This window comes from Thermomicrobium sp. CFH 73360 (assembly GCF_023806465.1).
In the GTDB taxonomy this organism is placed as follows: domain Bacteria; phylum Chloroflexota; class Chloroflexia; order Thermomicrobiales; family Thermomicrobiaceae; genus Thermomicrobium.
Genome location: NZ_JAMSLS010000002.1, coordinates 255,632 through 269,968, shown reverse-complemented (window position 1 = coordinate 269,968; position 14,337 = coordinate 255,632). Strand labels below are relative to the sequence as shown.

Annotated in this window: 14 protein-coding genes; 11 read left to right on the top strand and 3 right to left on the bottom strand. The window is 62.1% G+C overall.

The window, feature by feature from the left end; all coding sequences use genetic code 11:
* The first annotated feature begins 202 nt into the window (after positions 1–202).
* From NET03_RS04595 to NET03_RS04580, 4 genes are all read left to right on the top strand, one after another.
* Complete coding sequence (locus NET03_RS04595) at positions 203–379, top strand: hypothetical protein (protein ID WP_252127720.1); 177 nt, start codon at positions 203–205, stop codon at positions 377–379.
* 18 nt (positions 380–397) lie between these two features.
* The gene (locus tag NET03_RS04590) at positions 398–769 is read left to right on the top strand and encodes a M48 family metallopeptidase (RefSeq protein ID WP_252127719.1); all 372 of its coding nucleotides are present in this window, start codon (positions 398–400) and stop codon (positions 767–769) included.
* Positions 770–787: 18 nt separating this feature from the next.
* Positions 788–1,189, top strand: a complete 402-nt coding sequence (locus NET03_RS04585) for a M48 family metalloprotease (protein WP_252127718.1) — start codon at positions 788–790, stop codon at positions 1,187–1,189.
* 84 nt (positions 1,190–1,273) lie between these two features.
* Entirely contained in the window at positions 1,274–1,927 is a 654-nt protein-coding gene (locus NET03_RS04580; RefSeq protein ID WP_252127717.1) for a translin family protein, read from the top strand.
* A 20-nt stretch (positions 1,928–1,947) separates the two neighbouring features.
* On the opposite strand, the gene NET03_RS04575 is transcribed toward NET03_RS04580, so the two are convergent.
* Positions 1,948–2,370, bottom strand: a complete 423-nt coding sequence (locus NET03_RS04575) for a ferritin-like domain-containing protein (protein ID WP_252127716.1) — start codon at positions 2,368–2,370, stop codon at positions 1,948–1,950.
* Positions 2,371–2,414: 44 nt separating this feature from the next.
* Positions 2,415–3,881, bottom strand: coding sequence for an aminomethyl-transferring glycine dehydrogenase subunit GcvPB (gcvPB, locus tag NET03_RS04570; protein WP_252127715.1), 1,467 nt, complete (start codon positions 3,879–3,881; stop codon positions 2,415–2,417).
* 721 nt (positions 3,882–4,602) lie between these two features.
* Between gcvPB and NET03_RS04565 the strand changes: the two genes are divergently transcribed.
* Genes NET03_RS04565 through lipB form a run of 5 tightly spaced genes read left to right on the top strand, consistent with a single transcriptional unit; the run spans position 4,603 to position 9,196 of the window.
* Positions 4,603–5,607, top strand: a complete 1,005-nt coding sequence (locus tag NET03_RS04565; protein WP_252127714.1) for a DUF1385 domain-containing protein — start codon at positions 4,603–4,605, stop codon at positions 5,605–5,607.
* On the top strand, positions 5,604–7,061 hold the full coding sequence (argH, locus tag NET03_RS04560) for an argininosuccinate lyase (protein WP_252127713.1): 1,458 nt from the start codon (positions 5,604–5,606) through the stop codon (positions 7,059–7,061). Before NET03_RS04565 ends, argH begins: the two co-directional genes overlap by 4 nt.
* Positions 7,058–7,558, top strand: a complete 501-nt coding sequence (locus NET03_RS04555; RefSeq protein WP_252127712.1) for a GNAT family N-acetyltransferase — start codon at positions 7,058–7,060, stop codon at positions 7,556–7,558. The genes argH and NET03_RS04555 overlap by 4 nt, the downstream gene beginning before the upstream one ends.
* Positions 7,555–8,478 (top strand): lipoyl synthase, encoded by a 924-nt coding sequence (gene lipA / locus NET03_RS04550; protein WP_252127711.1) that lies wholly within the window; start codon positions 7,555–7,557, stop codon positions 8,476–8,478. Before NET03_RS04555 ends, lipA begins: the two co-directional genes overlap by 4 nt.
* Entirely contained in the window at positions 8,468–9,196 is a 729-nt protein-coding gene (gene lipB / locus NET03_RS04545) for a lipoyl(octanoyl) transferase LipB (RefSeq protein ID WP_252127710.1), read from the top strand. The genes lipA and lipB overlap by 11 nt, the downstream gene beginning before the upstream one ends.
* Here lipB and NET03_RS04540 read toward each other — a convergent pair.
* A complete protein-coding gene (locus NET03_RS04540) occupies positions 9,162–11,993 on the bottom strand; it encodes a DEAD/DEAH box helicase (RefSeq protein ID WP_252127709.1) in 2,832 nt (943 codons plus the stop codon). The two genes, lipB and NET03_RS04540, sit on opposite strands and share 35 nt — an antisense overlap.
* Before the next feature lie 121 nt (positions 11,994–12,114).
* Between NET03_RS04540 and NET03_RS04535 the strand changes: the two genes are divergently transcribed.
* Complete coding sequence (locus NET03_RS04535) at positions 12,115–13,275, top strand: glycosyltransferase family 4 protein (protein ID WP_252127708.1); 1,161 nt, start codon at positions 12,115–12,117, stop codon at positions 13,273–13,275.
* Positions 13,272–14,297, top strand: a complete 1,026-nt coding sequence (thiL, locus tag NET03_RS04530; protein ID WP_252127707.1) for a thiamine-phosphate kinase — start codon at positions 13,272–13,274, stop codon at positions 14,295–14,297. The genes NET03_RS04535 and thiL overlap by 4 nt, the downstream gene beginning before the upstream one ends.
* The last annotated feature ends 40 nt before the right edge of the window (positions 14,298–14,337 follow it).

Below are 14,337 nucleotides of genomic sequence, written 5' to 3'. Positions count from 1 at the left end.
TCGACCTTGTTGTGTCGAGTAGTTGACCACGATGCCTTCACCATCGTGTGATTTGCTCGACTGCCGTTACCTATCGACCTGCTGTGCCAGCATGGTAGTCGGCTCGGACAGACAAACTGGATTGCACCATACACTCGTTTCGGCAGCTGAAGCATGGCCAGCGCACAGTAGCGTTGAGGGCAATTGTCGCTGCGTTACTCTGGTGGAGTATCGATGGCGGGCTGATAGCCTGTTTCGTCGTCTTCCTGCTGCTCCTGCGCTGGTGCGGCCTGGCCCTGTCCCTTCGACTGGTCTCGATGTCCTCGCCGTCTTTGGGAGCGGCAGCGTCCTGTTCTTCGGCTGGATGGCGCTCAGTCCGCAGCTGGCCTGCCGCGCGTGAGGAGTGCGGGAGGCGGCAGTGGAACTCGCGCCGTTCCGCGAGCGGAGGGGGCGGCTGGCGCTACTCTCCGGTATTCCAGCTCCGCGTCTCGGTCGTAGTGAGACGTCCGTGCCTCACGCGTTTTCCATTCGCTACAGGCTCACAGCCGGTGGCGTGCAGCGGAGCGTCGTCGCGGTGACGCGTGGACTGCCAGAACTCCTAGACTCGGCCGAGCTGGAACGCATGCTGGCCCACGAGCCCGTGCACCGCTACCTCAAGAATGACGATGCAGCGCTCTTGACAGCGGCAAACAGTGTGACCATTCTCACGTTCGCCTTCGGCGCACTGGTGTCAGCCATTGTGGCCCTCTACGCCTGGCTAACCGGACTGCTCGGTCGGATCACCACCTGACTCTCGGGGAGCGATGAGGTGCGAGTCGGCTGTCTGCGTGCTGGCCTCGGGGCGCAGGCTGGCTGTGTGGCATTGCCGCTCGAACTGGGGCCACTGCTGGCTGCCGCAGACTCTCGGTTCCTGTCCGTCATCAGGGTGCTGCTCGCTCTGCCGCTCTCGCGTTATCGGGAGTTCATCGCCGACCATATCGCGGCCCTCGTGACGGGAAGCCCACGCACGCTGGCCTCCGCTCTTGTCAAGATGGATCAAGCACTCTGGGAGATGCCGTCCGAGGGAGGGCGGCGGTGGCAGGGCCTGCGGCCACTCCTGATTGTCGCGCCTCATGACGAGGAGAGGCGTACGGCCAGCTGGCTCTCGACGCACCCGCCTGTGCACGAGCGGGTCCGTCGGCTCGTGGAACGTCGGCTCGCTGGGCGGTAATGCCCGGGTCTCTGCGTGCTACGGCTCCTCTTGCTATCGTTGTCCCGGCTGGCTAGCTAGTGTGTGGAGGCTGAGGGAGGGGCGATGCGGACGGAGGAGATCACGCGGATCACGGAGCGGGTGCTGGCGCGGCTGGACCTGGTAAATAGTGCGCGGGAGCGTGCGCTCGCCGAGACACGCCAGATTACCCGTCTGAGCGCCAACGCGGTGCGGGCGGTGCACCGCGGGGAGTTCGACCAGGCTGAGGCCATGCTGGAAGAGGCTCGCCGCATCAAGGATGCGTTGACCGCCCACCTCGTTGATTACCCATCGATCTACTGGTCTGGCTACGTCCAGGATGCTCACAAAGAGTTTGCCGAAGCCAGCCTAACTCTGGCCCTGGTGGCAGGCCAGCCCCTCCCAGGTCCTGAAACCCTGCAGGTCGAAGATGCGGTGTACCTGAACGCGCTTGGTGAAGCCTGTGGCGAGCTTCGACGCCACATCATGGATGTGATCCGCGCTGGTGACCTTGCCCGAGCTGAGGCGGTGCTTCAGGTGATGGATGAGATTTACGGCGTCCTCGTGCAAGTCGACTATCCCGATGCAGTGACGAATGGCCTCCGTCGGACCACCGATATGGTCCGTGGTGTCCTCGAGCGAACCCGGGGAGATCTGACATTGGCCGTGGAACACCAGAAACTCAGCGATGCGCTGGCCCGTGCTCGCCGGGCAGTGGGACTCAGCGAGGCGAGCCAGTGAGCATAGACCAGAAGAGCGTTTCAGGCGACCCCGCGCAGGAGCTTTTCACACTCTTCCTTGTGGCGCGTTTCGTCGGAGATGATGTCCTGCAGATCGTTGGCCAGACCGTAGTCGCCGAACTCTTCGGCTTGCTTCATCCGCTGGACATAGTTCCCGATCGTCCGCTCCTCAGCCTCAAGCACACGCTCGATCATCTCACGGTTCGAGCCCGCTTTCGGCACGGGTAGCGGCTCGTCAGCCGGCGTTCCCCCAAGGGCCGTAATCTTGTTTGCCAGAAAGAGCGCGTGGCGCAGCTCATCCTGGATCTCCTTTTCGAAGAACTCAGCGAGCTCAATGCGATCAACCCCGGTCGCAGCCGCAGCATAGTGAATATACATAATGATTGCCTGAAGCTCACCGGCTAAGTCCTGGTTGAGTCCATCGATTAATGCCTTCTTGTCCATGACTCTCTCCTTCCCTGGGATTCAGGCGGGTAGTATACCGCAGATCAGGACGCATGGGCCGTCGCTCGTTCTGGCTGCCAGCGGAGATCCAGTTCTCGGTTCGCTCGGACGTCGTCGAGTCGCTTGTAGAATGTCTGGTGCGGAGCCTGACGCACGAACTCCGGATCGCGCTCAACTTCCTCGGCGATTTGTCGGAGGGCAGCCACAAAGCGATCGAGTGTTTCCAGGCTCTCCGTTTCCGTCGGCTCGATCATCAGGGCTTCTGGCACGATCAAAGGAAATGCGACGGTGGGTGGATGCAGCCCAAAGTCGAGTAGGCGCTTGGCGATGTCCATGGCACGGACGCCATGACGCTTCTGACGGACAGCCGAGAGCACAAATTCATGCATGCACGTCCGGTCGTAGGGGACTTCGTAGACGTCGCGGAGGCGCGCGAGGAGATAGTTTGCTGCCAGCACCGCATTCTCGCTGACACGGCGCAGCCCCTCTGCCCCGTGCATCCGGATATAGGTGTATGCCCGGATGTGCATCCCCACGTTACCGTGGAACGAATGAATCTTGCCGATTGACCGTTCGGGCCAGTTCCAGGTGTACTCCGGGTCTTCGCCCGGCCGCCGGACGACGATCGGCCCGGGGAGGAACTCGGCAAGGTGCGCCTTGACACCAACTGGCCCACTGCCTGGGCCACCCCCACCGTGTGGCGTCGAGAAGGTTTTGTGGAGGTTGAAGTGCATGATGTCAACACCGAAGTCGCCAGGGCGAGCGATACCCAGAAGAGCGTTAAAGTTCGCACCATCGTTGTAAACGAGTCCTCCGACGCTGTGGATCAGTTCCACAATCTCCGTGATGTTCTCGTCCCACAGACCAAGTGTGTTCGGATTGGTGATCATGATTGCTGCGGTGTCTGGGCCGACCAACTGGCGGAGCTGGTCGATGTCGACATTCCCACGTGCGTCCGACTTGACCTCGACCACACGGAAGCCGGCCATGGCTGCAGTGGCTGGGTTCGTCCCGTGCGCTGAATCCGGGATGATCACGGTCCGGCGCTGGTGCTCACCCCGGGCGTCGAAGTAGGCCCGCGCGATCAGAATTCCCGTGAGCTCGCCGTGGGCGCCCGCGGCGGGCTGCAGTGAGATGGCATCAAAGCCGGCAATCTCAGCGAGGAATTGCTGCAGCTCGTACATGAGCTTCATGATGCCTTGGACGGTTCGTGGATCCTGAAGCGGGTGAAGATGCGCAAAACCGGGAAAGCGTGCCACAACCTCGTTGATCTTTGGGTTGTATTTCATGGTGCAGGAGCCGAGCGGGTAGAAGTCAATATCGACCGCGTGGTTCAGCTGGGAGAGGCGCGTAAAGTGCCGGACGACGTCGATTTCACTCACCTCGGGGAGGGGTAATTCCGAGCGGAGGTGCTCCTCAGGGAGCGTCGATTCCGGAACGTCGAGTTCGGGCACTGATGTGCCAGACCGTCCTGGTTTTGAAAGTTCGAAAATCAGCGGTTCCACGCGCATCGTTCACCCTCCCACGCGAGATCCCAGCCTCGGGGGTAGCCTAGCATGCTTCGCACCGTTCAGCAATCGGGAACAGGTAACCCAGTCTGAAGACAAGTTGTGTCGGTGCACGGTGCGTGGAGGGGACGTGCACTCCGTCTGCTGTGCAGAAGCACGGATGCCTTTCGCAGCGGAAGATGTTGAGGCAATCGGCAGCGTACCACTCTCTACGAGCGGCGAATCAGCGACGAGTGCCGGCGCCTCAGTTGGTGGAGAGCGATAGCGTGCGCACAGGTTCGTTCGTAACGGGACTGTTCCGCGTGGCGTGCATCGTGGTGAGAAAGCGCCTTCAAGCGGTCGGAGGAGGAGAGCTGCGATGACGAGGGAGAGTCTGCCTTACGAGAACGGAACAACGAGCACCGTTTCTGCACCGGGAGCACTGATCAGCGGAGTGGTAAAACAGGGGCAGTCTCGGTGAAGGCAACCGCTGGTGACGAATACTCGGTCGACCGCGCTCTGCGACAAAGAGTCATCACTTTAGTCGAGAGTGGGGGAGAGACTTGGTCGCATAGCTGCGGTAGGCCACGTAGTTCTGATGATTCTGGTAGCAGCCCGCGTAGGAACTCCCCGGCGCGTCGATCTGAGCTGCGGATCACCTGATCAGAGCGGTGACATCGCCGGCGTACCCGGCGGGAGGTGATACAATCGGCGTGGTGTATCGGAATTGTTGCGGGGCGAGAATGTGGCGGGCGAGCGCTCGATCTACGGAGGCCAGGCAGTCCTTGAAGGCGTGATGATGCGCGGCGTCCGCCATATGGCAACTGCCGTGCGTCTACCGGACGGGCGGATTGCGGTCTGGGAGCAGCCGCTCGATCCGCAGCGTTGGGCAGCGCGTCTCCGCGGCGTGCCATTTGTCCGAGGGGTCTTTGCGCTCTGGGATACGCTTGTCCTTGGTATCCGCGCGCTTGTCTTTTCTGCACAGGTGGCTGTCCGGTATGATCCGGAGCTCAGTACCGAGGAGCAGCGTTCTACTTCTGAATCGTTCCGCGGATTCCTCTGGGGCACAGTTGCTCTGTCACTTGCGCTCTCTGTTGGGCTTTTCTTCTTGCTGCCGCTCGGCATTGCGAGTCTACTTGATCGGTGGATCAGTACCACTTGGGCTATCCACGCGGTCGAGGGGTCGATTCGCCTCAGTATTTTGCTCGGATATCTTGCTCTGATCGGTCGGACGCCGGACATTGCCCGCGTCTTCGGCTATCACGGTGCCGAACACAAGACGATTCACGCCTGGGAGCGTGGGTTCCCGATGACTGTGGAGGGGGCACGTCCCCAGAGTGTGCTGCACCCTCGCTGTGGGACGGGTTTTCTCTTGATTGTCGTCGCCCTCTCGGTCGTGATCTTCGCTTTCCTCGGCTGGCCCTCACTCGTCTGGCGGGTCGTCTCGCGGGTGGCATTGATCCCAGTGATCGCGGCACTTGCCTATGAGCTTATTCGGCTCGGTGCGCGGTGGTTCCATCTGCCGGTGGTGCGTCTTGTGCTGTGGCCCAGCTTGGCATTGCAGCGGCTGACCACGCGCGAGCCGGACGACCCGATGTTGGAGACAGCTATAGTGGCGCTGCATCGCGTTCTCGTGGCGGAAGGGCATGATGTCACCGCTCCCGTCCTCCGCACGCTGGTTATGGATGTGGATGACACCGGAGCGGAACGCATCGCTGTTATTACCCTCGGGAAAGAGACAGCGGAATGAGCGGGGGATCGAAACTCTGGGGTGGGCGCTTTCAGAAGCCGACCCATGAGCTGGTTGACCAGCTGAACGCGTCGCTTCCCTTTGACCGTCGCTTGGCAAGGCACGATATCCTTGGATCCCTCGCCCACGTGACGATGCTGGCGCGGCAAGGGATTGTGCCCCTGGAGGATGCTCGGGCGATTGCACAGGGGCTCCGCGTAATCCTCCAGGAGATCCAAGAGGAACGCTTTGTGTTCCGCCTGGCCGACGAAGACATCCATCTCAGTGTCGAGCGCCGACTGCGCGAGCTCATCGGCCCAGCGGCTGGGCGTCTCCATACGGCCCGCAGTCGCAATGATCAGGTGGCACTGGACTTCCGGCTCTGGATGCGTGAGGCCATTCTCGAGGTCGGTGAGGGGATTGTCGAGACCAGTCAAGCCCTGCTCGACCTGGCTAACGAACACCGCGACGTGGTGCTTCCAGGATATACGCACCTCCAGCGTGCCCAGCCGCTTCTCCTCGCTCATCACCTGCACGCCTACGTCGCGATGCTGGCGCGCGACCTGGCTCGGTTGCAGGAGCTTTATCGGCGTGTCAACCGCTCACCACTTGGCTCGGGAGCGCTGGCCGGTGTCCCGTACCCGATCGACCGTGCGTTTGTCGCTGAGCTCTTGGCGATGGACGGTATCCTCGAGAACAGCATTGATGCCGTTTCTGCCCGGGACTTCGCGCTCGAGTTCCTCGCTGACCTCGCCATTGTCATGGCGCACCTCTCGCGACTCGCTGAGGAGCTGGTGCTCTGGTCAAGCAGCGAGTTCGGCTTTATCGAGTTCGACGACGCGTTCGCAACCGGCTCATCGATCATGCCGCAGAAGAAGAATCCAGATGTCGCAGAGCTCTTGCGCGGCAAGAGTGGTCGTGTCTTCGGGCACCTCATGGGCCTCCTCACAGTCGTGAAAGGCTTGCCCCTCGCCTACAACAAGGATCTCCAAGAGGACAAAGAAGGTGTCTTTGACGCTTTGGACACTGTCGCCCTGCTCCTCCGTGTGCTCCCGCCGATGCTGCGCACGCTTCGCATCGACCGCGGGCGAATGCACACGGCGGCAGAGCAAGGGTTCACGTTGGCGACAGATGTCGCCGACGCGCTTGTGCGCGCCGGTGTGCCGTTCCGCGACGCTCACGAGGCGGTTGGCCGACTGGTCGCTTACTGCATTGCCGAAGGGAAGACGTTTGGTGAGCTAGCCGCCGACGAGCTCGTCCGCTTCCACCCCCGTCTCGCCGAGATTGTCTTCCCCCGCACGGTGTGGGATGCCGTCCGAGCACGAGAGCATCCAGGAGGCACCGGGCCAGAGCATGTTGCCAGGGCACTCGAAGCGAGTCGCAGCGAACTCGAGCGCACAGCTCGGTGGCTTCAGCAGGAGCGGCAGCGCATTGATGAGGCGTTCGCGCGTTTGCTGAGCGAGGAATTCCCATGACCAGCGTTGAGCCAGATGCCCGGCTCTCCTCAGAATTGCACGCGGTAGACGTCGAGCCAGTGCGTACACCGGAAGAACTCGAGCTGGTGTACGAGATTCGGCGGGAAGTGTTCGACCAAGAGCAACACCTGACGACCTGGGTACGAGACTTCCCGGAAGACGAGCACAGTCTGAACGTGCTTGCCTGGATCGACGGCCAGGCGGTTGGCACCGGGCGGGTATCACTCTGGGGTGACGAAGCGCAGATCGCCTGGGTCGCGGTGCGTAAGCCCTATCGTGGTCAGGGCGTCGGGCGTGCAGTGATGCACTCTCTCCTTCGATGGGCCCGCGAGCACGGAGCGCGTATCGTCACTCTGAATGCACAGACACACGCACTTGGTTTCTATCAGAAACTTGGTTTCCGCCCAATCGGGCGACCCTTTTACATGGGGCATATCGAGCACCAGCTCATGGAACTGGAGCTCCGACCGCGACAGGGGGAAGGAGGCGCGGAATGACAATGGCACGGCAGCCGATTCTCCTCCAGAAAAAGCCCGACTGGTTCCGCGTGCGTCGCGAGCACGGGCCGAACTACGTAGAACTGCGCCGTCTTGTCCTCCAGGAGGGGCTCCATACCGTCTGCCAGGAGGCGCGGTGCCCGAACATCTATGAGTGCTGGAATCAGCGGACCGCCACATTCATGATCTTGGGCGACCGCTGCACGCGAGCTTGTCGCTTCTGTAATGTCCGCTGGGGGCGCACGGGTACGGTCGACTGGGACGAACCGCGTCGAGTGGCGGAAGCAGTCCAGCGACTCGGGTTGGACTTCGCTGTGATCACCTCTGTCAACCGGGATGATCTCCCAGACGGGGGAGCAGCGATCTTCGCCGCGACAGTCCGAGAGATCCGTGCGCGTCTTCCGTCCTGTGGGATTGAGGTCCTCATCCCGGATTTTCAGGGGAACTGGGAGGCACTCCGTACGGTGGTCGAGGCACGACCGGAGGTGATCGCGCACAACGTGGAGACGGTTCCACGCCTCTTCCGGCGTATCCAGCCGTGGGACGACTACGGCCGTAGCCTCGAACTCTTTCGGCAGGTCCGGGCGATGGATCCGGACATTGCGTTGAAATCGGGCGTGATCGTAGGGATGGGGGAAACCTGGGACGAGCTTGTCTCCGTTCTGCAGGACTTGCGCGAGGTTGGTGTCGAGATCCTGACCATCGGCCAGTATCTCCCGCCAACGCCACGTCACTACCCACTGCATCGCTATTACACGCTCGAGGAGTTTGAGGAGCTGCGCCGCATCGGTGAGGAAGAGCTCGGTTATGTCTACGTCGAGGCCGGCCCGCTCGTTCGTTCGTCCTATCATGCAAAAGAGCAGTACGAGCGGTACCGAGCACGCCGGCTTCAGCAGGGAGTGGGGGACAGTGCCAAGTGAGCCAGTGATTGCGCTGCGCCTCGGACAAGTCGACTACCGCGCCGCGTGGGACCTCCAAAGGACGCTCGCTCGCGCTCGTCGGCTCGAGGAGATACCTGATGCTGTGCTTGTGCTTGAGCACCCGCCGACGTTCACGACGGGGCGGCGCGGCGGTACCCATCACCTCCGAATCCCGCTCGATTGGCTTGCGGCGCGCGGCATTCCGTACTATGTGACTGACCGCGGTGGGGACGTGACATACCATGGACCGGGGCAGCTCGTTGCCTACGTCATCCTTCGCCTGGGCGAGGGACAACGCCGGGTGCGCCGCTTCGTGGAGCAACTGGAGGGAACAATCCTCGACGTGCTGGCGACTTATGGGATCCGGGGGGTATTGGACCCGGCGCATCCGGGTGTCTGGGTTGGTCACGAGAAGGTTGCTGCCATCGGAATCGCGATCCACCACGGCGTTACCTATCACGGGTTCGCCTTCAACGTCACGACCGACCTGGAACCATTCGGGTGGATCGTGCCGTGTGGGATTCCCGACCGAGGTGTGACTTCGCTGGCGCGACTTCTTGGGTACCGGGTCGAACTCGACGAGGTTCTCCACCACTGGTTGGCCGCCTTTGCGCGCCGTTTCCAGCGGGAGGTCTGGCTCGATCCAGAGCCGGTCGACTCACTCGCTTCGGTACGCCCCCGGCTCATGTGCCGACGGGGGGTAACAATCCAATCATGAGCGACTGCTCGATGATGTCGCGGCGAGCGAGAGCTTCGGCCGCTGCGATAGACCAGCGCAGCGGATGATCGGGGTAGAGTTTCTCCAGCATCTCGCGGACTTGTCGCATCAAGTCGAGCGTCTTGTTAAAGGTCAGCACGAGATCGCCCTCGCTGAGTTCAATCAGCTCGATGAGTTCCGCCATCGTGGCGCCGTTGCACCACGCGCGCATTGCGCCGTAGAACCCTTCGTGGTGACCGGTCGAGAGCGCCAGACCGTTGCGCCGCTCGATCTCGAAGACCTCCTGCTCCAAACTCTCCAGCCGGCGTCGGAGGAGCACAAGCTTCGTGGGTAGCGTGAAGTGATTGGCGAAGCGTGCCTCTCGGTCGAAGGCAAACCAGGAGAAGACCTCAGCGATATCCGGGGGATCGAGCCCCTTGAAGAAGTCTCGGTCGATCATCTCACAGAGAATCAGTCCATTGGTGTCAAAGATGTCCGCCAAGGTATCAGCCTTGTTGGTCGGATACCCTCGGTGCAAATAGCCGAAATACTCGAGCACATTCCGGATACCACGCAGGAGTTCGCGGATACGCCGCTCCTCGGCAGCGATCTCGCGCCCAAGTTGGGTTTCTCGTTCGGCGCGCTCCTGCTCGAGCCGAGCAATGCGTTGGAGGTTGCGCTGATGTTCCTTGCGCCGGTGGCAAGCGTGGCAAAGATGCTGGAAGCGCTGCTGGGTCAACTCGTGGACCGCTTGTCGGACAGCGCTGAGCCGTTCTTCAAGCCGGCGCCGCTCTGGTGCCATCCGCTCCTCGAGCTGGCGACGGTACTCGGCGAGCATGGCGTCGAGATTGGGGAGCTCTCGCTGATCGACGGCGTGCCAAATCGCAGCGAGCGCTTCATCGCTCACCATTCCACGCACGTCGCTGACTGGCTCGGACAGCTGGGCGAGCGCCTCCGGTACTGGTACCGGTTCGATATCGTGCGGGACATAGTCGATCTGCCGATATTCGGTGAGGAGCTCGGCCGCACCCTCGCGTGTCAGGACGAGCGCGATCCCGCCGTAGGGGAGCCGATTCAGGAACAGCACCCAGCCCCGCTCGCGGGTATGCAACGGCGTGCCTGGAGCCATTTCGCGGATCAAGCGCCGAAGGACGGGGCGAGCAGGAACCGCCCAGGGGCGATCGTCGAGGTCGGCCATCAGTTGTGCCAGATCGTGCTCAAGATGCCGTTCCTGACTCTTGGCGTGGTTGAGCTGGGCGACGACGTTGCGATAGTCATACAGGAGTTCGTCTCCATCAAGACCAATGAGGCATCCGCGCGGAATCGCCTCGATTTCTCGACCGATTTCCAGGATTTCTTCTTCAAGCATGCGGACGCGCTGCGCCGCCTGGTACTGCGCAAGACTCTCCTGGAAGAGCTGGCGGACGCGGTCGCCGCGGGGTGGATCCCAGAGGTTGAGTACCGTGTTGTAACGAATGGTGAACGCGGAACGAACCGGCTCGAGTTCCCCAGTCGCAACGGCCAGTACTTCCTTGAAGGTGATCCAGGGGCTGTACGGGACGATGATATTGCCGCGCTCGTCGATACCGCGGCGACCAGCCCGGCCGGCCATCTGCTGGAACTCATTGGGGGTCAAGAGACGCCTTCGGCGGCCGTCCCATTTGGTCATGCGGCCGATAACGACGGTCCGTGCCGGCATGTTGACTCCGAGGGCCAGCGTTTCGGTCGCGAAGACGACCTTCATTAACCCCTCGGTGAAGAGCACCTCCACGAGTTGTTTCAGCACCGGGAGTAACCCGGCATGGTGGAAGCCGATCCCTTTGTTCGCGAGCTGGACGATTGTCTGTACTTGCCCAAGTTCGCGGTCTTCCGGACGGAGACTGGCCAGAAAAGACTCGACGACCTGGGTGATCCGTTGTCGGGTCGTGCGATCTCGCACCAGGTTCACGCGCATCATCGCCAGGCGCGTCGCGTAATCCTCACAGTCCCGGCGGTTAAAGAGGAAGTAAATGGCCGGCAGCATGTGCTCAGCTGCAAGGGCTTGGATAATCTCCCAGGGTGGTGGCTCGGCCTCTTCAGCCTCACGCCGACGCTCAGCAGTGAGGCCGCCACGGCTCATGAGCGCACGGATCTCTCCGCCGACGTTTGAGTAGTCCGCGACTTGCCGGCCGTGGTGATCGATGACGAGACGGAGCTTCTTATCGTAGAAGTACCAGAGGGCGAGCGGCACCGCTCGCTCCGTGTGGACGATCAGTTCGATTGGCCGATGCGTGCGGCTGATCCAGTCGGCGATCTCTTGGGCATTGGAAACGGTCGCTGAAAGGCAAATCAGTTGGATGTGCTCTGGGCAGAGGATGATTGATTCTTCCCAGGTCGTACCGCGCTCGGGATCGGCGAGATAGTGAATTTCGTCGAAGATGACACACTCGACGCTTTCCAGCTCCCACGGCGTCTGGAGCAGCATGTTGCGCAGGACCTCAGTGGTCATGACCAGGATCGGCGCACGTGGGTTCTCAGTCACGTCCCCGGTCAAAAGACCGACGTTCTCACCGTAGATTGCTCGGAGATCGCGGAACTTCTGGTTACTCAGTGCCTTGATCGGTGTGGTGTACATCACCCTCGCACCGCGCCGGAACGTCTCATAGACCCCGAACTCCGCAACAACCGTCTTCCCAGTCCCGGTCGGCGCGGCGACCATGACGGATCGCCCTTCCAGAAAAGCGAGCATCGCCTGCAACTGGAAGGGATCGAACTGAAACGGATAGAACGTCATGAACTGTTCGATACTCTCCGGCAGTGAAACGGTTTCTGCCATCATCAGGATCCGAGAACCGGATGTTGGACGGTTCCACATCTGCATCAGTATATCAGGCTCTCCGCTCTGTTCGGTCGCAGCAGCACGCGCATTTCGCGGTCGGTAGAATCGCGTGGGGGGCTGTGTGCGCGTTGGACTCTTAGCTTCGTTGCTAAGTCGCCAAGCGACCTACCGGCGTGCCGGCGTCAGCCGGTACATCGAGGCGTTGCTTCAGTATCTCCCAGCGGTCGCACCCGATCTCGAAATGATCGCCTACACCTCGCGCACAGTCTGGCGGGCTGCGCACGCGGAGTTCCCGCCTGCCGTCGCCTGGCGTGTCACACACTGGCCGACCGAGCGGCCATCTGTGCGTATCGCCTGGGAGCAGCTGGTCGGACCGTGGGCGACGCGTGACTGTACCGTGATCCACGGCCCCGTTCATGTGTTGCCACTGGCGCTCGCGCCACCCGGCGTGGTGACGGTGCATGATCTTGCCTTCGTGTATTTCCCTGAGCATTATCCGGCCGCGAAGCGCTGGTATCTCCGGTTGCTGACAGGGCTCAGTGTCCGACGCGCCCGGCGGGTGATCGCGGTTTCGGAGACGACGCGGCGTGATGTCGTACGGACGTACGGGATTGCTCCGGAACGGATATCGACGATCCCAAACGGCATCGACGCGGACTGGCGGCGCATCGACGATGCGGAACTCGAGCGCTGGCGCGGTCAGCAGGGATTACCGGAGCGATTCCTTCTTTTTGTCGGGACAGTGCAGCCGCGCAAGAACCTGATCGCGCTCCTGGAGGCATTCGCCCAGCTCGGACCGGAGTTCCCTTGGCCACTGTTCGTCGTCGGAGCAGCCGGCTGGCTGGACAGCCCGATTTATCGGCGCGTCGAGGATCTGGGACTTGCCCGACGTGTGCGGTTCACCGGCTACGTGCCACCTGAGGAACTCCGCTATTGGTACAGCGCGGCGACGATCTTCATCTATCCATCGCTCTATGAGGGGTTCGGCCTGCCGGTACTCGAGGCGATGGCGTGTGAGACACCAGTCATCACGTCGAACTGCTCGGCACTTCCCGAAGTCGCTGGTGATGCGGCAGTCCTGGTTGAGCCGACCGATCCCCTGGCCATCGCAGCGGCGATCCAATCGCTCGTGATGGATGAAGAGCGTCGCCGAGTGCTCGCGCAGGCGGGACGGGAGCGTGCACGGCAGTTCACGTGGGAGCGAACAGCACGGGAGACTGCCGCGGTCTACCGTGCCCTCAGTGAGCAGCGGTTGGGAGAGCGAGGAGGAGAAACGGTATGACAAGTGGTGGTCGCGTGCTGCGGGAGGTCGGAGAGGAGACGCTGATCGAACAGATTGCCCGGCTCGTGAGTGACCGATGCTCGCGGGTACGGATTGGGATTGGTGATGACGCTGCAGTCTGGCAGCCACGCCCAGGTCACGAGCTCGTGATCACCACGGACACACTGATCGAGCGCGTCCACTTTCGGCTGGAATGGACAGACTGGGCCGCGCTCGGCCATAAGGCACTGGCAGTCAACCTGAGTGATGTCGCGGCGATGGGAGCGCAACCACGTCTGGCAGTGGTGGATCTCGCGCTCCGTGGGATCGAACGGGACCGCGATGTGTTCGACTTCTATCGCGGCGCTCGTGAACTTGCTCGTCGGTATGGTGTGGTGATTGTGGGTGGTGATACGACGCGGTCGCCGCTTGGCGTTGCGATCTCGGTCACGCTGATTGGGGAAGTACCCCGTGACGGTCGGCCACTGTTGCGGCGCGATGCAGCGCGGCCCGGCGATCTCATTGGAGTCACCGGGCCGCTCGGTCTGGCGGCTGCTGGACTTCGGGTTCTCGAACGTGGGCTCAAGACCCTCGATGGGAACCCGATCATGCAGGAACGCTACCACCGTCCGCAGCCGCGGGTGCGTGAAGGACTGCTCCTGAGGCGCTGTGGCGTTCGTGCGGCGATGGACATTAGCGATGGCCTCCTGGGAGACTTGCAGAAACTCTGCCGGGCGAGCGGAGTCTCGGCCATTGTCGATCTCCTGCGTGTGCCGGTGCCGCACGCGGTGAAATGGGCCTTCCCGGATTGGGAAGATGTGGCGCTCCGCGGTGGTGACGACTACGAGTTGCTCTTCAGCGCGCCACCAACGGTCTTCGCGCGTGTGGCCCGCACGTTCACCCGGATCGGCTTGTTGCCACCCCGCGTTATCGGCGAACTCGTCGAGGCTGGAGCTGCCGGACCAACCGTCCAGCTGCGTGACGCAGCCGGGCGTCTTCGCCCGGCCGATGCGCGTGGCTTTGATCATTTCCGAGCATCCTGATCGCAAGGCGTGTTAGCATCCGGTCGGGCCGCTGCTGAGA